This is a genomic window from Anoxybacillus sp. B2M1 (assembly GCF_001634265.1).
Taxonomy (GTDB): domain Bacteria; phylum Bacillota; class Bacilli; order Bacillales; family Anoxybacillaceae; genus Anoxybacteroides; species Anoxybacteroides rupiense.
Genome location: NZ_CP015435.1, coordinates 1,130,158 through 1,151,525 on the forward strand (window position 1 = coordinate 1,130,158; position 21,368 = coordinate 1,151,525).

The 21,368-nt window shown below is 40.3% G+C and carries 21 protein-coding genes; 3 read left to right on the plus strand and 18 right to left on the minus strand.

Features of this window, described 5'->3' with window-relative positions; genetic code table 11:
* Positions 1-397 precede the first annotated feature (397 nt).
* From hfq to GFC28_RS05455, 8 genes are all read right to left on the minus strand, one after another.
* Positions 398-622, minus strand: a complete 225-nt coding sequence (gene hfq / locus GFC28_RS05420) for an RNA chaperone Hfq (RefSeq protein ID WP_044745301.1) — start codon at positions 620-622, stop codon at positions 398-400.
* A 33-nt stretch (positions 623-655) separates the two neighbouring features.
* Complete coding sequence (miaA, locus tag GFC28_RS05425) at positions 656-1,603, minus strand: tRNA (adenosine(37)-N6)-dimethylallyltransferase MiaA (RefSeq protein WP_044745316.1); 948 nt, start codon at positions 1,601-1,603, stop codon at positions 656-658.
* A 274-nt stretch (positions 1,604-1,877) separates the two neighbouring features.
* A complete protein-coding gene (locus tag GFC28_RS05430) occupies positions 1,878-3,566 on the minus strand; it encodes a methyl-accepting chemotaxis protein (protein ID WP_172798678.1) in 1,689 nt (562 codons plus the stop codon).
* 127 nt (positions 3,567-3,693) lie between these two features.
* The gene (locus GFC28_RS05435; protein WP_044745303.1) at positions 3,694-5,046 is read right to left on the minus strand and encodes an MDR family MFS transporter; all 1,353 of its coding nucleotides are present in this window, start codon (positions 5,044-5,046) and stop codon (positions 3,694-3,696) included.
* Between the two features lie 896 nt (positions 5,047-5,942).
* Complete coding sequence (locus GFC28_RS05440) at positions 5,943-7,472, minus strand: MDR family MFS transporter (protein ID WP_044745304.1); 1,530 nt, start codon at positions 7,470-7,472, stop codon at positions 5,943-5,945.
* A 14-nt stretch (positions 7,473-7,486) separates the two neighbouring features.
* On the minus strand, positions 7,487-8,200 hold the full coding sequence (locus tag GFC28_RS05445) for a polymer-forming cytoskeletal protein (protein ID WP_231883434.1): 714 nt from the start codon (positions 8,198-8,200) through the stop codon (positions 7,487-7,489).
* A gap of 11 nt (positions 8,201-8,211) precedes the next feature.
* Positions 8,212-8,916 (minus strand): polymer-forming cytoskeletal protein, encoded by a 705-nt coding sequence (locus GFC28_RS05450; RefSeq protein ID WP_044745306.1) that lies wholly within the window; start codon positions 8,914-8,916, stop codon positions 8,212-8,214.
* Positions 8,898-9,551, minus strand: a complete 654-nt coding sequence (locus GFC28_RS05455; protein ID WP_044745307.1) for a YhbD family protein — start codon at positions 9,549-9,551, stop codon at positions 8,898-8,900. The genes GFC28_RS05450 and GFC28_RS05455 overlap by 19 nt, the downstream gene beginning before the upstream one ends.
* 414 nt (positions 9,552-9,965) lie before the next feature.
* On the opposite strand from GFC28_RS05455, the gene GFC28_RS05460 reads away from it, so the two are divergent.
* Complete coding sequence (locus GFC28_RS05460; RefSeq protein ID WP_044745308.1) at positions 9,966-10,679, plus strand: polysaccharide deacetylase family protein; 714 nt, start codon at positions 9,966-9,968, stop codon at positions 10,677-10,679.
* A 102-nt stretch (positions 10,680-10,781) separates the two neighbouring features.
* On the opposite strand, the gene GFC28_RS05465 is transcribed toward GFC28_RS05460, so the two are convergent.
* The 4 genes from GFC28_RS05465 to GFC28_RS05480 form a co-directional block, all read right to left on the minus strand.
* Entirely contained in the window at positions 10,782-11,417 is a 636-nt protein-coding gene (locus tag GFC28_RS05465) for an FMN-dependent NADH-azoreductase (protein ID WP_044745309.1), read from the minus strand.
* 297 nt (positions 11,418-11,714) lie between these two features.
* Positions 11,715-12,038 carry a hypothetical protein gene (locus tag GFC28_RS05470; protein ID WP_052661012.1) on the minus strand — a complete coding sequence of 108 codons (324 nt, stop codon included), beginning with the start codon at positions 12,036-12,038 and terminating at the stop codon, positions 11,715-11,717.
* A 51-nt stretch (positions 12,039-12,089) separates the two neighbouring features.
* Entirely contained in the window at positions 12,090-12,305 is a 216-nt protein-coding gene (locus GFC28_RS05475; RefSeq protein WP_044745310.1) for a copper resistance CopC family protein, read from the minus strand.
* Between the two features lie 353 nt (positions 12,306-12,658).
* Positions 12,659-13,555, minus strand: a complete 897-nt coding sequence (locus tag GFC28_RS05480) for a YitT family protein (protein WP_221211955.1) — start codon at positions 13,553-13,555, stop codon at positions 12,659-12,661.
* A 630-nt stretch (positions 13,556-14,185) separates the two neighbouring features.
* On the opposite strand from GFC28_RS05480, the gene GFC28_RS18730 reads away from it, so the two are divergent.
* Positions 14,186-14,284 carry a YjcZ family sporulation protein gene (locus GFC28_RS18730; protein ID WP_231734597.1) on the plus strand — a complete coding sequence of 33 codons (99 nt, stop codon included), beginning with the start codon at positions 14,186-14,188 and terminating at the stop codon, positions 14,282-14,284.
* Positions 14,285-14,682: 398 nt separating this feature from the next.
* Here GFC28_RS18730 and GFC28_RS05485 read toward each other — a convergent pair whose 3' ends face one another.
* Complete coding sequence (locus GFC28_RS05485; protein ID WP_044745311.1) at positions 14,683-15,018, minus strand: L,D-transpeptidase; 336 nt, start codon at positions 15,016-15,018, stop codon at positions 14,683-14,685.
* 710 nt (positions 15,019-15,728) lie between these two features.
* On the opposite strand from GFC28_RS05485, the gene GFC28_RS05490 reads away from it, so the two are divergent.
* Complete coding sequence (locus GFC28_RS05490; RefSeq protein WP_044745312.1) at positions 15,729-16,253, plus strand: tropomyosin; 525 nt, start codon at positions 15,729-15,731, stop codon at positions 16,251-16,253.
* A 523-nt stretch (positions 16,254-16,776) separates the two neighbouring features.
* On the opposite strand, the gene GFC28_RS05495 is transcribed toward GFC28_RS05490, so the two are convergent.
* The 5 genes from GFC28_RS05495 to GFC28_RS05515 form a co-directional block, all read right to left on the minus strand.
* Positions 16,777-17,148, minus strand: coding sequence for a hypothetical protein (locus GFC28_RS05495; RefSeq protein WP_052661013.1), 372 nt, complete (start codon positions 17,146-17,148; stop codon positions 16,777-16,779).
* 421 nt (positions 17,149-17,569) lie between these two features.
* Positions 17,570-17,800, minus strand: coding sequence for a TetR/AcrR family transcriptional regulator (locus GFC28_RS05500; protein WP_442854561.1), 231 nt, complete (start codon positions 17,798-17,800; stop codon positions 17,570-17,572).
* Positions 17,801-17,812: 12 nt separating this feature from the next.
* The gene (locus GFC28_RS05505; RefSeq protein ID WP_044742054.1) at positions 17,813-18,610 is read right to left on the minus strand and encodes an ABC transporter permease subunit; all 798 of its coding nucleotides are present in this window, start codon (positions 18,608-18,610) and stop codon (positions 17,813-17,815) included.
* Positions 18,611-18,623: 13 nt separating this feature from the next.
* Positions 18,624-19,499 (minus strand): ABC transporter ATP-binding protein, encoded by an 876-nt coding sequence (locus GFC28_RS05510; protein ID WP_044742053.1) that lies wholly within the window; start codon positions 19,497-19,499, stop codon positions 18,624-18,626.
* 419 nt (positions 19,500-19,918) lie between these two features.
* Entirely contained in the window at positions 19,919-20,641 is a 723-nt protein-coding gene (locus GFC28_RS05515) for a CAP domain-containing protein (RefSeq protein WP_044742052.1), read from the minus strand.
* Positions 20,642-21,368 lie beyond the last annotated feature (727 nt).

Here is a 21,368-nt window from a genome sequence, read left to right on the forward strand (position 1 = left end):
GTGGAATTCGTCTCTTTAGACAGCCAGGATGTCTAAACAAACCGTTTTCAGATTTACTCATAAGTCTCGTAAAACCGATCGTTGTTTATCCCCTGTCAAACATTCGCGCAATAAAGGAAAAATTCTGTTTCTCTGGCCGTTCAAAAATGCGTCACCTACCTTTCCAGAAGCTGATTGGTTCAATCTTTCATTTGTATTTATATTGTTTTCGTAAAAAATCAAATAAATGCTCACCAGCAGGCAAGCTTTCATTGCTCTAAAGGTGCAGAAGCATCGCCTTTTATCATGTGTAAACGAGCACTGCATTCCCATAGCTATTATAGTATATTCATCTCCCCGCCTTTTTACGAAACAAAATCGCCCGCATGTGTCGTGCGGGCGATTTTTTGTTGCTTGTTTATTGGATATCAAGCTGAACATTTTTTTCAGGTGCAAATGTAGAAATCGCATGCTTGTAAATGAGTTGCTGCTTCCCCTGCACCTCTAAAAGCACAGTGAAGTTGTCAAAGCCTCTCACCAAGCCGCGAAGTTGAAATCCATTCAATAAAAATACGGTTACCTGTGTGCCATCTTTGCGCAATTGATTTAAAAATTGGTCTTGAATGTTAATCGATGTTTTCATGAACTGGCCTCCTCTTTTTCTCTCTACCTATTTTTATATATTCGTCTTTTGTTGAAGCTTTCCTTCTATGTATCGCAAAATTTCATCGCGTTTCTCGGTAAATCGAGATAAATCTGTCATATCAAACCAGCGTACAGGCATCTTATTACGAAACCATGTGAGCTGACGTTTAGCATAGCGACGTGAATTTTGTTTGAGCTGTTCAACGGCTTCAGCAAATGAAAGCTCGCCATCTAAATATGCATAAATTTCTTTATAGCCAATAGCCTGAATCGATTGGCAGTTGCGCAAGCCGCGCTCATACAAGGTTTTAACCTCATCGAGCAGCCCTTGGGCCACCATTTGATCGACGCGTTCGTTAATGCGACGATATAATTGCTCCCTTTCCATTGTTAAACCAATAATCGCCGCTTGATAAAGAAGCTCATGGGTTTGCGTTTGCTGCCATTCCGCCATTGTTTTTCCGGTGCATCGATAAATTTCAAGCGCACGAATGACACGGCGCAGATTGTGAGGGTGAATGCGTCCAGCGCTTTCTGGATCGATCCTCTTTAATTCTTCATATAACGCCTCCGCTCCTTTTTCCTTCGCCATATGCCGCAGATCTTCTCGATATGCTGGATCGGAAGGAGCGTCAGAAAAACGATAATCATAGATAACCGATTGAATATAAAGCCCGGTCCCGCCAACAATCATCGGCAATTTGCCTCTGTCAGTAATTTCTTGAATCAACGGTCGAACGAGCTGTTGAAATTCGGCGACAGAAAATGGCTCGGCTGGGTCTTTAATGTCTATTAAATGGTGCGGGATTCCGTCCATTTCTTGCTTAGTAATTTTAGCTGTGCCAATATCCATTCCTTTATAAATTTGCATCGAGTCACCGCTAATAATTTCTGCATTGAGCCGTTTAGCCAGTTCAATGCTCATTTTTGTTTTCCCCACAGCGGTTGGCCCGATTAATACAACAAGCTTCTCTCCCACGGACATCACTACCTTCTGTGTCATTATGCCACATTGTTTTATTATATCCAAGCGAAGGAAATTTTATCACGTTTTGCAGGAAGAAAAAAGAGTTTCATTGCTTCTTTTCACAAGACAAACGAAAACGGAAGGATGTGAGCTTCCTCTCCCGCCTTCACTCCGTTTAGAGATGGGAGACTTCTCGGTGGATGTGTTAACAATAGGGTCCTCATATAATCGTTATTTCAAGATGAACAAAGGGATCTCGCCGCCATGCAAGATCCCATGCTGTACGCTATGATATTCTAAACTTTCGAATCATTTCCTGTAAATCTTCGGCCATCGTTGATAATGCTGTAGCAGAAGCAGAGATTTCCTGCATAGAAGCAAGCTGCTCCTCAGCGGCTGCAGACACTTCCTGTGTTCCCGAAGCCGATGTTTCGGCTAGCTTATTCATTTGCTGTATCGATTGGACAATTTGCTCCGCACCAGCAGACATTTGCTGAACAGATGCAGACACCTCTTGAATATTGCCCGCTACCTCCTGCACGGCATCTTTGATTTGTTTGAACGATAGCCCAGCGGCCCGAATCACATCGATTCCATTGCCCGTTTCTGCTGTTGCTTTTTCCATTGACTGGACAGCAGCATTTGTTTCTTGTTGAATTCCCGCAATCAATGCTGAAATCTGCTGGGCAGATTGTGCCGATTGTTCTGCAAGCTTTCGAACCTCGTCAGCCACTACAGCAAAACCGCGCCCTTGTTCTCCTGCTCTTGCTGCTTCAATCGCTGCATTGAGCGCTAACAAATTCGTTTGTTCAGCAATTCCGGTAATCACTTCAATAATTTGGCCGATCTGCGTTGAACGTTCCCCTAATCCTTTAATGACATTAGCTAAACTCGTGACCGTTTCGTTTATCGAATTCATTTGCTCAACAGCCGTTCGAACCGTGTCACTGCCTTCCAATGCCCGCTGAGAGGCATCTCCGGCAATTTCGGCTACATTTTGTGCGCGCTGTGCTACATGATGAATGCCATTAGACATTTCTTGAACGGTTTCAAGTGTTTCTTCAACACCTTGCACTTGTTTTTCCGCACCTAATGCCACCTCTTGCATCGTTGCCGTAATTTGCTCAGTCGCTTTGCTCGTTTGCTCCGCGCTTGCTGTTAGTTGTTCCGATGATGCGGCTACCTGTTCAGCATTGCTCGCTACTTGCTGAATCACCTCTCGTAGATTTCCCGCCATTTCGTTAAAAGAGGCGGCTAATTCACCAATTTCATCTTTATTTTTCACGAGAATTTTATCCCCTGCAAGATCTCCCGAAGCGATTCGCTTTGCCGCCTGCGATAGCGCAGTAACAGGGCGTGAAATCATCTGGCTAATAGAAAAGGCTACCCCAACGCTAACAAGCACAGCAATCGCTCCATAAATCATCATCCACATTTGCGCAGAATCCGATTTTGCAGAAGTGGAACGGCTAGCTTGATCTAATAAGCGCTGCTCGAATTGAACCAATTTTTCCGCCGCTTCATCAAACTGCTGGGAAAGCTCTCTGCCTTTTGTGGCAACTAACTCTGTATACTGCTCGACATCATTTTGTTGCTTGAGCTGTATTAGCTGTTTGCCGAATTGATAGTAGTCTTCCTCCAGTTGATTTAGCTGTGACAGCAGCTCCTTCGCTTCCGCTTGAGTTATCAGTTTAGCTACGTCGCTGCTTAGTTCGCCATACTCTTCATGCGCTTTTTCAAAATTTGTGGAAGATGTGCTATCTCCGGTAATTAAATAGCCGCGTGCGCTCGTTTGCTCTTTCTTTGCCGCGACCTCCATTTGCTGAACGAGCGATAAAGCTTGCACTTTTTCATTCAATAGATTCGTATACGTTTGATCAATGTCTCTCAATTCATAATAGGCAATTCCAACAATGATGGCTAAAATGGCCAACACAGCTGTAAAGCCAGCAAACAATTTTTTTCTAACGGTCATTTTCAATGATAAAAGCCCCCTTTTTCTCCATCCGCTTTACCACTATAACAAATGATGGAAAAACGATGGTTCCTCTGTCATACTCACTTTTTCTATCGGATTCTATGAGCAGAAGTTTTATATGAATCTACACCATTTTTCCTTCTTTTATTTCATTGAACGGCTCATGCTGCACTTCTTCCCGTATGAAAAAGGAGGTAAGAAGGGCAACAATACTACCGGCAAAACCGAATAAAAACAGATCATGAATCCCTGTCATAAAATGAGCGGCTTTCGTTAATAGCGCTCCCATCACCGTTACCCCAATAGCTGTTCCGATATTACGGCAAAACATAAAAAATGAAGTCGCAATTCCTTTTTCATGCGCATCCGTCAGCTGTTGGGAACCAATCACTCCGACTGTTGTCATAAGACCAAAGGACAGTCCTTGAATAAACATAGCGAAAAATACATAAAAAAAGCCATGCTGTTCATTCAACAGCGCAAGTAGTCCTCCGCTTGCCACAAGCAAAATATTGCCAATAATAAGCAGACGACGATAACCATATCGTAAAATCCATTTTCCTGCCGGAACAGCTGCCAGCATCCAGCCAATGGATGTCCCGAGCAATGCGACACCGCTCATAAAAACGGTTTGATGAGCTATTTGCTGCAAAAATAATGGAATATAGCTTGATGTTCCAAATAGAGCGACACAGCTGATAAAGCCATTAATATTCATCCATTTTAATGTTTGATGGCGAACTAATGTTAATGGAACGAGCGGTGAAGTTTGCTTCTTCTCATACCAATAAAAAACAATAAGCAATAATACCCCTCCAGCAGCATACAAAAACTGCCCGCTGTTCACAACTGTCACAAGTAAAAGAGAGCTGATCGCCAGCGCAAATAAAACCGCACCGATATAATCGACAGCCGCTTTCTTCGGTTCATATACTTCTTTATATGGGATCAACGTCAATAATGAAAGCAAAGAAACAGGAATATTGACATAAAAGATCCAACGCCATGACAAATACTCCACAAATAAGGAGCCAAGCAGCGGTGCAAGTACAGCGGAAATTCCCCACATGGCTGTAAAAAACGCTTGAATTTTCCCTCGTTTTTCGACTGGAAACAAATCTCCAGCAATAATGGCTGGAAACGGCATCATAAATCCTGCGCCAATTCCTTGAATAGCACGAAATAGAACAAGCTGAATCATATTCTGCGACATTCCGCACAAAAGTGATCCGGCAAGAAAAAGAACAATTCCAAAGCTAAACACTTTCTTTCTACCAAAAATATCTGACAGCCTTCCTGCTATAGGAGAAAGAACCGTCGTTGTAATCATATAAGAGGCAAATGACCACGCATAAAGTGAAAAGCCGCCAAGTTCTTTAGAAATAATCGGCATCGTTGTATTCATAATCGTCGTGTCCATAGATGCTACTAGCATAGCTAAAACGATGCTAATCATTACAGATGTCCTACTACTCATGTATATCCCCCTTTTTTAAATACTCATGCCATCTATCTATATACAAGAAGATTGAACGTATAGCTGATTAGCAAGAATCAGCGATCTTTTTCGACTGTCGAAATCAAACAGTCCCTTCATTGAAGACACGAAATTGTGGACACGCCAAGTTGCCTCTATATCCTGCCATTCCATGAATCTAGCATGTCATCGCCCCTCCTCTTTTTGAACGAGAAGCGAATGCGCTCGTATACTGACGCTCACCCCCTTTTTCTTCTTAAAAATTCAGCATTCCTCTGTTCATTACACACTTTTTCGCTGCAGCCGCTTCAGCATTTTGTGCACACATAATTTTTGAAGAATACTTTTTATTTTACATGATTCCATTGTTTTTCTAAAAAAAAATGCTCTGTTTTTTTATCTTTTGCTTTTCCTAAGAAATTATCAAATCTATATTGATGAAACAAACATAATAAAAATACCGGCAAGCTTTTCAGCTGCCGGTATGAAGCGATATGCTGCCCTAATCATTTATCGATTTTTTAAAGATGATCTCCTCATCACCCAAACACACCCAACCGATATAAAGCGAAAGGGGGCAGTCATCTAACAAAGCTTCCCTTCTATTTCGTCTATCCTGAAAGTCCCCATTGATCAATGGAGAATATCAACGAATTCATTTCATTCTACAAAGTTGATCAAATTGTTCTATGTCCCAAAGAGACCGTGAAGAAAATTTCACGCCAAGCTGCTGATCCTCCCCCACCTCCACTCTATTAAAAGGCGGGAGACCTCTCGGTGGATTATGTTCAACTAAATAGATTTCCAATATTCACGAGCCAAAAAAGAGGCTCATGGCATCCTGCTCACCAGTCTAAAGCGGAGGCATTCCCTTTTCTTATAAAATTAAAACAACCCTAAACCTTTTGTGTCGGCTGCGTTTTTTTCGGATAAGCGAGCAGCAACCGTTCCTTTGTCATCAAAAAAACAAACAATAAGGTAAGAGCCGCCGGAATCAAGCTCCACATAAACGTATGAGCAATGGAAGAAGCCAATATTGTTGTCATTTGATCAAGCAGATCTTCTGGAATATGTGCTCGCGCTTCCGGTGAAAGAATCGCACGCGGATCATGAATGTTCGCTGTTGCCGCTCCATATGCAGTGCCTTTAAACAGCGGCGCTAGCTGTTCTTTAAAAACATTTCGTTGAATAATCCCGAATATCGTGATTCCTATTGTCATTCCCAACGAACGTACAAAAGAGTTAGTAGAGCTTGCCGCACCTCGTTCGGCTTCCGAAAAATGGTGAATCGCGGCCATTCCTAGGACTGAAAAAGAAGCCCCAACCCCTAATCCTACAATAATCATATACCATGTCACGGTAAGCCGGGATGTATCAGAGGTAATGGTCGTTAATAAAAGCATGCCGATAACAAATACCGTAGTAAACAAAATCATCACATTGCGGTAGCTTGTTTTGCTTGCCAAAAATCCGCCTAATTGGGCTGACACTGTCGTCGCCAGCATCATCGGCAATAAGATCAACCCTGAATTAGTCGCTGATCCCCCTGTAACACCTTGTATAAAAATCGGAATATAAACGGTGGCAACAATAAAGGTAGCGCCTGAGAAAAGGCCGACAAGATTCGCTGTCGCGAACAAACGGCGGCGAAACATGTGATAAGAAACAATCGGGTCCTTCGCTTTTGTTTCGACATATAGAAATAACAAAAACAACACAAAAAATCCGGCAAATAACCCAATAATTTTGACAGAATTCCAGTCATACTGATTACCGCCTAGCTCTAACGCAAACATTAAGCAGACGATGGCCGGTACAAGCGTCATCACACCAAGCCAATCAATCGTTTGCTTTTCATGCTTCGGAGATTCATGATAAAACAAGACGATGAATAAAAACGCTAAAAGACCTAAAGGAATGTTGATATAGAACACCCAGCGCCAATTTAAATAATCCGTAATATACGCTCCAAAGAGCGGCCCGAATATGCTTGATAAACCGAAGACAGCTCCAAAAAGCCCACCCATTTTCCCCCGTTTTTCCGGCGGAAAAATATCAAACATAATCGTAAAAGCAATCGGAACTAAAGCTCCTCCCCCAATTCCTTGAATCGCACGAAAAATACTAAGCTGAACAATATCTTGCGCCACTCCGCATAGCATAGAGCCAAGCAAAAAGACAACGATACCGAAAATAAAAAACCGCTTCCTTCCATACATATCCGACAGCTTTCCGAAAATCGGCATACCTGCCATTTCTGTCACCATATAAGCAGATGTCACCCATACAAATTGTTCAATTCCGCCTAAATCAGCCACGATTGTTGCCATAGCGGTGGCAACAATCGTGTTATCCATGGATGCAACAAAAATCCCGAGCAGTAATCCCGCTACTACCCAACCGATTCTCGCATCGTTTCTTCCCATACCGATTCTCCTTTTTATATTTTTCTTTTCTCTTTTACAACGGCTCGTTCGCTTTGCTGCAAGCTTGTTTGATATTCGATCAGTTCAATATCGCAGCCCGGGCCGATGATAATACGGTCTCCTCTGACAATTTGGGCACTCGTATGCTCTAAATAAATCTCATCTCCCTCGACGATTTCGGTCATGAGCCTTGCTGACGTGTTCGCCATCCCTTTAAAAAGGTTCATCACGTTCCATTTGCTTCGTTTCACGTGGATCGTTTTTCCACCAATTTCCGAAATGCGGCTATCCGCAAAATAAAGGGAGAGGTCGACTCGCTCTGCATTTAATGTATTAGCAATTTGTACAACCCCTTTAACCGAAAACGATTCCGTTTCACAATCACCGGAAACATTCATCTCTCCATACCCGTGAATCGCTCCGCCTTTAATATTCCCTTGAATATTCGCAGCCCCGCGAAGACGCATGTCATCAACATTGGTATTTCCGCGAATGTCCGCCTGCCCAAATAGCTTGATTGTTTTCACATGGACGTTTCCTCTTATATTCGCCTGTCCAAAAATGTTTAGCCATTCGGCTGTCATATTTCCACTCACATCCACGTTCCCAAATACTTTCCATTTCGCACATTGTACATCGCCGCTAATTGTCGCATCACCACGAATGGTCACATTACGAAAGGTTCCTCCTGATGTCAAAGCAGAACCATTGACTGTCAAGTTTCTCATGACTTTCCTCCTCATACTTTTTGAGATGTTCCTACTTTCGCTCCTTTATCACATTCAAAGCTACTTTGATATTCCACCCGTTCAATCTCACACCCAGGGCCGACGGTTACTTTGTTTCCTCTCACAACTTTGGCATTGGTATGTTCTAAATAAATTTCATCGCCTTCAATCATTTCAGCTGTTAAGCCGACATGAAAAAATAGTTTTTTCAAAAATGGAACTCCTGGTTGCCGAACCTCAATCGTTTCCCCGCCAATTTCCTTCACTTGACAATGACCATACAGCTTCACTTGAATGTTTCCCGCGTTCAATAATCCACCAATGGTAAAGCTGCCCCGTGCATCAAATGTTTCGGCAGCGCAATCCCCTGCGACATCTGTTTCTCCATGGATATACACCTCTTCGGCATTCAACGTTCCTTTTACGCTCCCGTTTCCATGAAAGCGAATCACTTTACACTCTATGTTCCCGCCAACACTAGCATTTCCGCTAATTTTTACCTGTTCAGCATGCAGCGCCCCCGTCATATGAACCCTTCCGGATACATGAGCCATTTCCGCTTTCACATTTCCTTCGATGGTGGCATTTCCTTGAATGCTCAAATCGTTGCAATCCACATCACCAAAAAGCTTTCCACTTCCTGAAACCTTGACCATATTGTATATTCCACCCGAAGCATGGCCGACGCCAGCAATCACTAAATCTTTTCGCTCCATTTATCCATCCCCTCCGTCACCTTTATTTTTAACTCCTCTATACAGCTAGGCACATGTAAACGGGCCACCACCTTGGCTCCGTCCTCAAAATATAGCTCGTTTCCATTTGTAGAGAGCAGGCATGTTGAAATGCCCATTTTTCGCACGATGAGCAGTTCACAGCTTTTTCCTTGAATTTTTTTGTAATGGCGCTCAAATACATCAAATACGCTTTTTCCTTCTCCCAAACTCATTTCGCCTGTCTGCAACAGCCGATCAAATACGTACAATTGAAGAAGTTGGTCAAACGAAAATACATGCTGCTCGCCCTTTTGTTCAATATAAAAATGAAGCGCTAATTCCGAAACAATGTTACGTTCTATAATATCATTTTTATGAAGGGCAATGGTAGTCGGATTCGGTGAAAACATACTTGCCAATTCATCAAGTGATAAATCATCTTTCATTTGTTTAATTTTTTCAATTCTTGCCAATATCTTTTCTTTTGGGAAAAATGTTTCCTGTCCCGTAAATGTTGACTTTCGAATAAACCATTCTTCAGGAATTAATTTTTTGCGCTTCCATCTATATAACTGTCCGTATGAAATATTTGTGAGTTCCAGCAATTCCTTTTTCGAAATCAACTCTTGCTCCACACTCAAGCACCTCCTTCGTTATCATATCATTAATGTAACATAACAATGTTACGTTGTAAATAAAAATCATTTTTATGATCATGATTAGAGCAATAAACAGGCCATTAAACCGATGAAACGTCATCTTTCCCCTTCATCTCGGGATATTTTTAACGGTTGAGTGAGCGAACGGCCATTTGCTTCAAAGACTGACAAGTGAAGCCGAAAGCGATATTTTCCTTTGCCTCACATGAGGACGTAACCTCTCCCTCAGAAATCCATTTATTTCTCTTGAACTGCCTTTTACACAAAAGAAGCATTCATTTCTTTAATCTCGGCATATGCATGAAATGTAGCTTGTATTAATAAGTGCGGACTGATAAAATGTCCAAGAACAAGCCATTTGACTAATTAAATAAAAGAGGATGACAATCAATGGTCAAAAAACGGATGATTACATATGGAATCATTTGTCTCATCTCAATATGCCTTTTATTAGCTGGTCTATATAAGCTAATGAATTCAAGAACATATCAGCTGTTTGGAGATCTCATCAGCCATGTCGATACGACAAAAAAGGTAGTGGCACTCACCTTCGATGATGGACCTACGGAAAATGTGGAAAAGATATTGCCCCTTTTAGAGCAATATCACGCAAAAGCCACTTTTTTCGTCATCGGAAACGAATTAAAGAAACACTTAGAGCTTGGCAAAAAAATGGTGGCGGCGGGACATCAGCTTGGAAATCATACTTATTCTCATCAACGTATGGTTTTTAAGTCTTCTTCTTTTATTCAAAAAGAAATTGAACAAACAAACGATTGGATTCGCAAAACCGGATACAAAGGAGAAATCGATTTTCGTCCTCCAAACGGGAAAAAACTCATCGGGCTGCCCTATTATTTAAAAGAGCAGCATATCCAAACGGTGATGTGGAATCTTGAGCCTGACACATACTACTCTTCGGTTTCCGATAAAGTAAATTATGTCAACCAGCACGTAAAGCCGGGATCCATTATTTTACTGCATCCAATGTACGATGATACAGATCATGAGCTGCAAACCATTAAAGGTATATTAGCCTCTTTATCCAAGCAAGGCTATCAGTTTGTCACGGTAAATGAGCTGCAAAACTTGGAAAATCAATAATGCACGTTATGCTCAATTAACACTCCAGGTATGAAATACGATTGGCAAAGCATTGATTGCACACGAAAAAAGAGCCGACCATTCCTGACCGGCTCTTTTTAATTAAAATGTTTGAGCTAAATCTTTTGCCCGTGCCATGGCATTTTCTTTAATCTCTTGTGCTTTATCAGGCATCGCAGCGTGTCCTTCGACAAACAACCCTTCAAAGGATGGAATGCCAAAAAATTGCATGATGACGCTTAAATAACGATGCCCCATTTCCAATTGAGCAGCTGGGCCTTCTGAATAAATACCACCGCTCGCCTGAATATGTAGCGCTTTTTTATCTGTTAATAACCCAACCGGGCCTTGCTCTGTGTATTTAAAGGTTTTGCCTGCCATCGCAACAGCATCAATATATGCTTTCATCACCGGAGGGAATGAGAAATTCCAGAACGGTGTGACAAACACATATTTATCAGCGGAAATAAATTGCTCGCATAGCTCTGAAAGACGCCCTACTTTCGTTTTTTCTTCTGCAGAAAGCTCGCTAAAATCTGTTCCTGTTCTTAATTTATCCCAACCGTTCAATACATCTCCATCAATTTGCGGAATGTATTCTTTATAAAGGTCAATATGAACGACTTCATGATCAGGATTAGCTTCCTTGTAAGCCTCAACAAACGCCTTTCCAGCTGCCATGCTGTAAGATTGTGTGTGGTCATAAGGATGGGCTGTAATGTACAAGACTTTTGCCATATTCATTCTTTCCTTTCTTGTTGTAAATTTTGTTTGGTTATAAATTTCGAATCAATACATTTTTGATTCGAAGTAATCTTATTAAATTTTAAATAGGATTTCAAATGATTTGCTCACAATATTTTAGTATAACGAAAAATTCATTTTTCACTCGATGAACGATCATTTTTTCAGGAGTTTGAGAAAAACATTGTTGATGACCCTTTCTCGCTTCCCTTTCACGCCAACAAAATAACACCCTATCAATCGCGATAAAAAAGCACCTTGGATAAAGGTGCTTTTTGACTGGATTTTATCCTATTTTCTCTTTTTCAAAAACGCAGCAACGGAAAGAATGAGAGCAAGAATCGAGACAATCAGGGTAGCTGTTTGCACACTGTTTGCTTCCGCTTTTTTGTTCTCTGTCTCTTCTTTGTCACTTTCTTTTTTTGTCTCTGCAACAGCTTGCTGGCCATGATAAGAGCTGTGGCTGTCTGAAGCTGCGGCTGATTGACTGATTTCAGTTACAGAATGAGGGGGTTGTGAGCTTTCATCGCCCGTCCATTCGACAACAGAGCCATCTTTATAGTATTGATAAGCATCCCAAGCTAATATTCCTTCCTGTTCTGGGTTTTTAGCCATAAAATCAAATTACTGAAACTCTCCTGGCAAAAGGCCCTCATCCGTACCTGGTTAATGTAATCGATTGATCAGTTTCAAAGAGTAAAAATGGTCTTGAATTTCTTCATTAAACTCGATGCGAATCATACTCGGAGCGCGAGCCAATGTTTCATTTTCTGACGGCGTGGAGCGAACAATATAAGCATGGGCAAATGAGCGGCCAGGGAATAGGCTGAGCAGGAATATACCGACCGCTCCCCATAGCAGTACTTTGTGCAAACGAAGCAACGATTTCCCTCCTTGTGACTGTACTTTCCGTTTTTCTGATCGATCACGTTTGGCTATGTCTAGCTGTATCCGCTTTAATCAAAGCCCCCATGTCGGACAAACTCTCCTTTTTCGCCCGGAGAAGTTCGATATGTATTTATATTAGATAAACACTGTGAAAAAAGTGTGGAGGATATATAACCTTATTTCACATGATATCCGCTATGAGAGCAAAAAAATAAACCCGTATATACGGGTGAAACTAGCCATTGATTCGCCTTTCATCCTCTCGCCTAAACGTTGAGTAACAAGCTTGTTCACTTCAGCAGCCGTCTTTATCAACGGCTGCTGAACCAACTACAAACAAGTATGGATTAATGAATGTCCCGTTTCTTAAAACGTCCGCCGCGCACTTCAGCAATGTCGGCAATCGCCAAGAAAGCATTGGGATCATTTTCTTCAACAATTTCTTTCAGCTTTGCCTCCTCAAGTCGTGTAATCACACAAAACACTACTTTTTTATCATCTCCGGAAAATGCGCCTTCCCCGCTCAAATAGGTAACACCGCGCCCAAGTCGATTCATGATGGCGCTGCCGATCATTTCCGAATTATCACTAATAATCCAGGCTGATTTCGACTCATCTAATCCTTTAATCACGACATCAATGGTTTTAAAAGCAATAACATAGGCTAAAATCGAGTACATCGCGCGATCCCAAGTATATACGAATCCAGCCGTACCAAGGATAAAAATATTAAAAAACATAATAATTTCGCCAACGGAAAAAGGAATCTTTTTATTGATCAGTATCGCCAATATTTCCGTGCCATCTAACGCACCGCCACAGCGAATAACAAGTCCTACTCCCATGCCTAAAATCATGCCGCCGAAAATCGTGGCCAACAAAATATCTTCTGTAAAAGCAGGAACAGGGTGAAACAAAGAGGTAAAAACAGATAAAACAGCAATTCCAAATAATGTGGAAATAGCAAAGGTTTTACCGATTTGCTTATATCCCATAAAAAAGAATGGAAGGTTTAAAAAGAAAATGAAAATACCGAGGCGATAACCTGTAATGTGGGAAAGCATAATGGAAATGCCTGTTATGCCTCCATCGATGACTTTATTGGGAACTAAAAAGATCTCAAGTCCCACAGCCATTGCAACAGCGCCAATAAAAATGCCGATTGCCCTTTTAAGGATTTTTGTTTTAGATAATTGCTGATGTTGAACTGATACTTTAGCTGATTGTGATAAGATTTCTGACAAAATTACTCCCCCTTATTCTTGATAAACAGCGCTCATGATCCAATGCCTCCTAAATAAAATTGTTTGGTTTTGCTAAATGATAGCATACATATAGATAAAATGGGATTGCTTCATTATATAAGTGAAAATATAGCCTACGCTAAGAGAAGGGGCAAATCGGCAAGCTGGCCATCTCTTTCTCACATTAGATCACTCGCACGTTAGTTCTTCTTCGTTTTTATTATATCAAAAAACGATGAATATGACGCATATCATGCACTGTGGTATTCTCTCCCTATGCTGACGGACGTCAAGAGTTGGGGGCTCGGGTTATCCCTGTTAGATACAACTTGATTCATCCACATTTATTCCTTGTATGGCAGGTGATGCCCCTCTTTCGGTGATTAGGTGGTGAAAAACTTTCTCCACAGAACCATAAACGCGCTATGCAGGTATTTGTCCCACGAATACGTGACGAAAGACTTTTTTGAGTATAGAAATTTTTCTACATACTTCTTTCGTTCCATTTTTCAGTTGGATTGATGATAGTTTTTATTCATCAAATTTCAATAAAATCCATGTTTGTCCAAAACATGATACAAACTTTTTTCATACACTAATAGTATCCTTCGGATGAAAGGGGGAAATTCCATGTCTCAATACGGCGGATCTTATAATAATGGCTTTGTGTTAATCGTAGTATTGTTTATCTTATTAATTATCGTTGGTGCATCGTTAATTAACTATTAATAGCCCGTTTTCACCTTCTCTTTCATTGCCGCTGGGAGTTCCGTCCAAACGGAACTCCCTTTCTTTTCATATCCCCCTCTTCTCTCCATTCGAATAATGGGAAGAAAGTTTTCTTTCACATCATCTTAACAATAAAAGTCCAAAAAATGGATAGCTAATTTTAACATGTTTTTACAGGTGTGTTGATGATCCAATAAAAACTAATTGATATTGCTTGGTTCCTAGCTAGATCACTCCATGTTTTTAGTAAAATAATGGCTCATCAACACTTGTGATGTTTTGATCCTGTCATTTTGCCTGAGCCTCTCCAAAAAAGAAGACAAACCACATAAAATAAAACAACCTGAAACATCTCTGTGTTTTTTGCTTTATCAGCGTTATATAGCAAAGCAGGCTTCTCACTTATGAATATGGACAGGTGTTCCGATTGGCACAAGTGCAGCTAACTCCACCACATCTTGATTATGCATACGAATGCAGCCATGGGATACATTTTTTCCTATAGAGGAAGGGTTATTCGTTCCGTGTATTCCATAGTGTGGCTTCGAGAGTCCCATCCACATAGCCCCGAAAGCGCCTCCAGGATGACGTTGTTTATTAATGATCGTATACGTTCCTGAAGGGGTTGGTGTCAACATTTTACCAACAGCAATGGGATACACCTTAATGAGCCGCTGTCCATCGTAAAGCTTTAATTGATGTTTACTTGTCGAGACATCAATCCAACGCGCCATCCAACCATCTCCAGATAAAAACTTGAATTTTGTATCAGTGTATGAGTTTTTTTATTTTTTGACATTCATGAACCTCGCCCATCTCCCCTCCGTTAAGAGAGAGGGGTTTTTTACCACTCAATCCAAGAAGTTTCAGCGCAAAAGAAAGTGGCTTCTCCTGCTTGATAGGAGGATCGGAAAAGCCTTCTGGGCCGATTCGGTAAGCAAAAAGGGGAACGTTTTTTGGTGATCAAGCAATCGAACAATCCGAAATCACTTTTTGAAGACCTAAAAGTTTGTTATGACGAATAACCTGTGGCGCTTGATCCAATCCATTCACTTATGTATGATCCTCGCGCCGTATACAGACAATGAAAGAAATGGTATCTATCAAAACTCACAGTCAAAAGTGGATTATTACGTAGTCACAGGCAACGAATATTGAGGAGGCGAGCCATATTCATCATCCTTGCATACCATGTCCAATGAGCGCTTCGGGTAACGAATCGTAAAAAATTTCCTTGTCGTGAAAGCGATCGCAATAGACAAACAGACTCTTCAACACGTTCATTCATTGCTTTTGAATCTCTCTATCGTTCCATAGTTTTTCTCCTACATCAACACAGAAGTATGCTGACTGAATACTGCACTTGATCCATGAATCCATACTTGTCAGAACCGTCTCATTCGAATAGAATAAAGACAAAGTGATTTTGGAAAGGAGTGAAAAAATGGAACAAAAGCTTGACCTCATTTTAGAAAAAATGACGTCGATTGACAATGAGCTAAAAAATGTCCATGATCGATTAGATGATATCGGAACACAATTAAAACAGATAGATGACCGATTGAACCGAGTTGAAAAGCGGCTGGATCAAGTGGAAACACGGTTAGATCAAGTTGAAGCAAGATTAAGTCATGTTGAAGAACGATTAGATCAAGTTGAAACAAGATTAAGTCATGTTGAAGAGCGATTAGATCAAGTTGAAACAAGATTAAGTCATGTTGAAGAGCGATTAGATCAAGTTGAGACAAGATTAAGTCATGTTGAAGAGCGATTAGATCAAGTTGAGACACGCTTAAGCCGTGTTGAAGAGCGATTAGATCGAGTTGAACAGGAACAAAAATTAATGAAGCAAGCTGTAATGGAAACAAACGAAGAAGTGAAAAACCTCCAAGAAAGCTTTAAATCTGTCTACGAAATCATCGGCGAACATGACGTTTCCATCCGTACGTTAAGAAAAAAAATCATGTAATTTACATCTCCTTCAAAAGTAAGAACCTCACCTCTTTTTTCATACTTCAACATGATGTTACATTTTCTGGTATCCCTACATAGTATTTAATTTATTACATGCAATTTGACATGGTAACATTTTCCGTTTGTCCATGGTCAGTTAGTTGAAAGCAGCGGCTTCCTAAAGAAAGCAGCGTTGTTCCAATGTTCACCACGCGGATGCATGGTGAAAAGGCAAGCCTGTGGACTTGCCTTCCAACCCTATTTTTTACATTAATTTCGATAAATTATAAACCTCCCTCCACCTCCACTTCGCTTAGAGGTGAGGAACTTCTCGGTGGATGGTGTGAAATTAGTAAATAACATGCTCTTTAGTGAATAAAGGCCATTATTTCATCATAGCTGCTGTTCTTTTCTATAGCCATGTAACAAGCCCTAATCTTTTTTATGGAAAGAGATCCTCGACAGTCGATCCAGAGATGTTATCTACACGCTGAAAATCGCGCTCGGAGCAACGAAAACCAGTGGAAAAAGGGTAAGGTTTATCCTGGTTTATAAATTCCATATTTTATAATTTCGAGATATTCATTCAGTTCTTTGATGGAGGAATCCATGATATGAGCGATGTCGATTGGTTTATTTTTATATAGAGTTAAGTATTTCGTAGCTAGCTGTTCACTAATAAGCATCGTTATTTTTACTACGGTATCGACGGAAATATCCTCTCGCAGTTTTTCCGTTTGGATCAAGTCTTTCATATAAACACGCTCCAACATAAAGCCTTCCTGATACGTTTCGTAGTGTTCCTTTATGATCTCTTCCATTTCCTTTTTTACAGCAACAGGCGGATGAGTGAGCGCGTTCATAGCAAAATACGCTTCTTGAAGATACTTCTCTATCACTTTACGTTTCAATAGGACTATTTCTTTCACTTGTTCAAAAAAATCATCAGCCTGAACTTGTTTGAAGGCTTCTGTTACTTCTTTCGTAAGCAGATCCTTTACATAATGGACTAAATAAAGGTATAAGTTTTTCTTGCTTGTGAACTACTCACCACTTAGCTAAAGCTTGAAGTGGGAGCTTCTCAGTTCCACGACGAAAGCCGCCTTTCGTCTCCCTGAGCGTGACTTCGGGTCGTTCCAACCCTAGATGTCCGACAATTCGGAGTTCTTTTGTACCTTGGATATTTTACGCATGGAAGGATCCGCTTGGTTTTCGCATTTTATTTTCTCCATGCAACCTCCTATATCCAGTTATGAAAGAACGACATAGGTTTATTTTACCACAGGGTCAGACAATTGAACAGGCAAAAGCCTGTCCTTGTCCGAAGTCGATTCATCTCCCACTTTCATCAAGCTTCGCAAGATTTAGAAGTGGGAGACTTCTCGACTGAAGAATGTTAAAATAATGAAACAGAAGTCCTTTGGAAATTCCCGCCCGTCTCGTAATAACATCTGTGGAAGCTTTTTCATAGCCATTCTTCACAAATTCCTCAATAGCCACCTTGATAATCAAAGCTCTTTTTTCCTGTGGCTGCTTTTCAAATGCTGAATACAATTTAAACACCTCAATGTTTTATCAAACTGCCATATCCTTCTTTCTATATACCATAAAGGAAACGAATAAACTAATGAAAATAACAGCGGCCATGATAAACATATAAAGAGGCTCCAGTTGATGATCACGAATAATTTGGGCAGCGTCTACATATTTAAACGGACTGAAATATTTTAAAATCTCTAAGTCCTCCGAAATCCCTGCCATCACATTCATAAAATAAGCCGCTAGGACAATTCCTAGTGAAATGGAAAGAATACTCCTTGTTTTTTTCAACATGGATGACAACATAAACGCGACAGCAGCAAATGTCAAATGAAGCAAAATGGTGGCAACGATTAGTAGGCTAAAGATGCCTGCCGGAACTTCCGGATCATCTGCAAATTGAAACCCGATCATACTTATGATTGTTATGACTCCGTTAAAGATCAAAATATTGACGAAAACAGCCAAAAGTTTTTCGGTCACAATTCGGTTTCTTGTAACCGGCTTTGACAGCAAAAATTCGATCGTCTTTTCATTTTCTTCCTTCGCTAGGATATTAGAGGCAAGAATAGCCGTATATATGCTTCCTAAAAGAGTCGTCATCATATAAATTTCGATCCCGTAAAACCCCATCAGATCTCCTAGGCTTAATTCATTCATTCCCAACGCTTTTTTCATAGGCTCCGGATAAGCCTCTAGCAGCTTGTTCATTTCATTTTGCTGTTCAGCAAATTGCGGATAAATGCTTAACGTCAATAAAATGAGGCCACTAAGGACGACGCTCCAAATCATCAACGACTTGAAATTTCGTTTCAGTTCCCTTTTAAAAATCATATCGCTCCCTCCCTTACTTCTCATAGTAATGGATAAATACTTCTTCAAGAGACGGCTCTTCAATCAGCAAGTTTTGAATCGGCATCGTATTCAGCTGATGGAGAAGCGCCTTTATATCCCCGCTGTAAAGCAGCTTCATTTCACTGCCGTTGATTTCTTTTTTCGCGATTCCTTCGAGATTGAAGTCCATCGCATTCGCTTGTTCAAATGTAATGGTAATCTTTTTTAAATTGTTTTTCGTAAGATGTTCAATCGTTTCGACTTTCACAAGCTGCCCTTCCTTAATAATAGCGACCCGGTCACACATCTTTTGCACTTCAGAAAGAATATGAGAGGAAAAAATAATGGTTGCTTCCTTTTCTCTTTCCTCTTTAAGAAGTTCAAAAAAGGTGTTTTGCATAAGCGGATCGAGTCCGCCTGTCGGTTCATCCAAGATCAAAAGTTTTGGCTCATGCAAAAGTGCTTGGACAATCCCTACTTTTTTCCGATTACCAAAGGAAAGATCCTCCATTTTTTTATGGAGATCAAGATCGAGTCTTTCTGCCAGTTCTTTCATTCTTTTTGGGTTGAATGTTTTGTAAAAGCCTGCGGAGTATTTTAATAAATCAACCACTTTCATATCATCGTAAAAATGAACTTCAGATGGCAGGTAACCCACCTTTTGTCTAATTTCTTTTGATTGTTTCACAATATCTTTCCCGAAAATTGTCGCACTCCCGCTGGTCGGATAGAGGAAATTTAAAAGCGTTCGAATGGTTGTGCTCTTACCTGCTCCATTCGGTCCAATAAATCCAAAAATTTCCCCTTTTTCAATGGAAAAGGTTAAGTTGATAATTCCCCTGTTCTTCTTATACATTTTGGTCAAATGTTTGACATCTACAATGTTCATTCTTCCGCCTCCTTTAGGTGGCTTTGCACAGATTGACTGGTTAGTCAATACCATTATATAGAAAATTGACTGGTGAGTCCATTTGTTTTTTAAATTTTAAAAACGAATGGGTTGAAAACCGTTCGATATGAAAAACTGCACATCATTCATCTTTATTAAAAATTTCATTGTTTTTATCTTACTCTAATCCAAATGCTTCGTTGTTTCCTATCCAATTTCTCTCAGTAAAAAATACATAATCTACCCTGTTGTCCCTCATTCAGCTCACTACCACTTTTCTTAGTTTAGAAAATTGCACACACAAAAATACCCAGTGCCTCGAATAGGCACTGGGTGCAATGAATATATGACTTGCCGGCTACGTACGGCAAAGAAATGAAGAATCATACTGCTCTTTATTAAGGACGTATCCACACACCTTATTTTTTGATAAATTGCTGTGTCCAGATATATCCATTTTCTTCAAAGCCGACACCGATATGAGTGTAATTTTTATTTAAAATATTGGCACGATGCCCTTCACTGTTCATCCAAGCTGTTACAACTTCCTGAGGGGTACGCTGACCTTTCGCAATATTTTCCCCAGCTGCTGTATAAGAGATACCGAATTTTTTCATCATATCAAATGGAGAACCATATGTTGGGCTAGTATGTGAAAAATAATTATTGACTGCCATATCTCTTGATTTTTCACGTGCCACTTTGCTTAGTGCTAAATCCACTTGTAAAGGCGGTAGCCCATATTTTGCTCGCTCTTTATTGGTTAAATCGACTACTTGCTGTTCATATGCCTTTAATCCCGTTTCCGTCGTTTTAGTATTTTGATTTTGTGTCGATTTGGTATTTTGATTTTGTGTCGACGGAGTTGCAGAAGTATTTTGCCCAGAAGCTGCTGGTTTTTTAACAGTTGTCTGCTGTGGTGCATTCACTTTTGTCTTCTCTGTTTTATATAAGGTGAATGGAATTTTCCCTTGAAGCCATTTTTCAATTTCTTGAAAGTTAGATACTTGAACAGTATATTTAACTTCTTTCCCGTTAGCTGCTGGACATGGAGTCATCCCAGCCGCCTCCGTCTTCGCCGTAAACGTTGCTCCTGCAATCGCTAAAGATGCAGCAAGTGAAAGTACGATTTTTTTATTCATCGTTTCTCCTCCTTCAATCTCATCTCTTGCGTGCATCTTCATAATAACATAGACTTTTTGTAATATTTATGGATAAATAAGGGAACTAAAAATCTCCAGCTTCATTTTCCAAAAAAACCCGATGCTTTCATAAAAAAAATCTTGGATCATTCATGAAACAACAGGGGTTTCAAAAAAATATCTTTCATTCCTATAAAAACCTTCTATACCTAATTCATGATCACTTTTTATTATTTTCCGTAAAAATAAGTCTTGACAATATTTTTTGAAGAAGATGTTCGTTAACATTTTTTACATGCTTATTACAACGATCCCTTTTATTTTACAATTTTTTTACTGTTAAAATATAGGGAGGTCTATGATATGCAACGGTGATCGATATCACTCGATCCCTCCACATTCGTCCCCATGTGACCAGATAAAGCTTCACTTCCAACCGTGAATTTTTACAGATACCGTTCGTCTATATATAGCATGGACCATCAGTCAACGGATTCGATCTCGCACACGAGTATCTCTATTTATTTACTTGAGATATTCCATTTCATTTTTTCATGATCTAAGAGCGAGCTTCTTGTGTTTATTCCACCAACTTTTCAAAAACGAGCAGCCATCCAAGCACACCAAACAAGCTACGGCTGCATAACATGCCTATACAGTCTGAACACCAAATCAAAGAGGGAATCACTATTATGGCTTCGTCAGTTGATTATACGTCTCCATCTGC

What these genes read in the sequence shown, in the direction of transcription:
- hfq (WP_044745301.1), bottom strand. Translation starts at nt 622, where the DNA reads ATGAAAACATCGATTAACATTCAAGACCAATTTTTAAATCAATTGCGC.
- GFC28_RS05430 (WP_172798678.1), bottom strand. Translation starts at nt 3,566, where the DNA reads ATGACCGTTAGAAAAAAATTGTTTGCTGGCTTTACAGCTGTGTTGGCC.
- GFC28_RS05435 (WP_044745303.1), bottom strand. Translation starts at nt 5,046, where the DNA reads ATGAGTAGTAGGACATCTGTAATGATTAGCATCGTTTTAGCTATGCTA.
- GFC28_RS05440 (WP_044745304.1), bottom strand. Translation starts at nt 7,472, where the DNA reads ATGGGAAGAAACGATGCGAGAATCGGTTGGGTAGTAGCGGGATTACTG.
- GFC28_RS05445 (WP_231883434.1), bottom strand. Translation starts at nt 8,200, where the DNA reads ATGAGAAACTTGACAGTCAATGGTTCTGCTTTGACATCAGGAGGAACC.
- GFC28_RS05450 (WP_044745306.1), bottom strand. Translation starts at nt 8,916, where the DNA reads ATGGAGCGAAAAGATTTAGTGATTGCTGGCGTCGGCCATGCTTCGGGT.
- GFC28_RS05460 (WP_044745308.1), top strand. Translation starts at nt 9,966, where the DNA reads ATGGTCAAAAAACGGATGATTACATATGGAATCATTTGTCTCATCTCA.
- GFC28_RS05465 (WP_044745309.1), bottom strand. Translation starts at nt 11,417, where the DNA reads ATGGCAAAAGTCTTGTACATTACAGCCCATCCTTATGACCACACACAA.
- GFC28_RS05470 (WP_052661012.1), bottom strand. Translation starts at nt 12,038, where the DNA reads ATGGCTAAAAACCCAGAACAGGAAGGAATATTAGCTTGGGATGCTTAT.
- GFC28_RS18730 (WP_231734597.1), top strand. Translation starts at nt 14,186, where the DNA reads ATGTCTCAATACGGCGGATCTTATAATAATGGCTTTGTGTTAATCGTA.
- GFC28_RS05485 (WP_044745311.1), bottom strand. Translation starts at nt 15,018, where the DNA reads ATGGCGCGTTGGATTGATGTCTCGACAAGTAAACATCAATTAAAGCTT.
- GFC28_RS05490 (WP_044745312.1), top strand. Translation starts at nt 15,729, where the DNA reads ATGGAACAAAAGCTTGACCTCATTTTAGAAAAAATGACGTCGATTGAC.
- GFC28_RS05505 (WP_044742054.1), bottom strand. Translation starts at nt 18,610, where the DNA reads ATGATTTTTAAAAGGGAACTGAAACGAAATTTCAAGTCGTTGATGATT.
- GFC28_RS05510 (WP_044742053.1), bottom strand. Translation starts at nt 19,499, where the DNA reads ATGAACATTGTAGATGTCAAACATTTGACCAAAATGTATAAGAAGAAC.
- GFC28_RS05515 (WP_044742052.1), bottom strand. Translation starts at nt 20,641, where the DNA reads ATGAATAAAAAAATCGTACTTTCACTTGCTGCATCTTTAGCGATTGCA.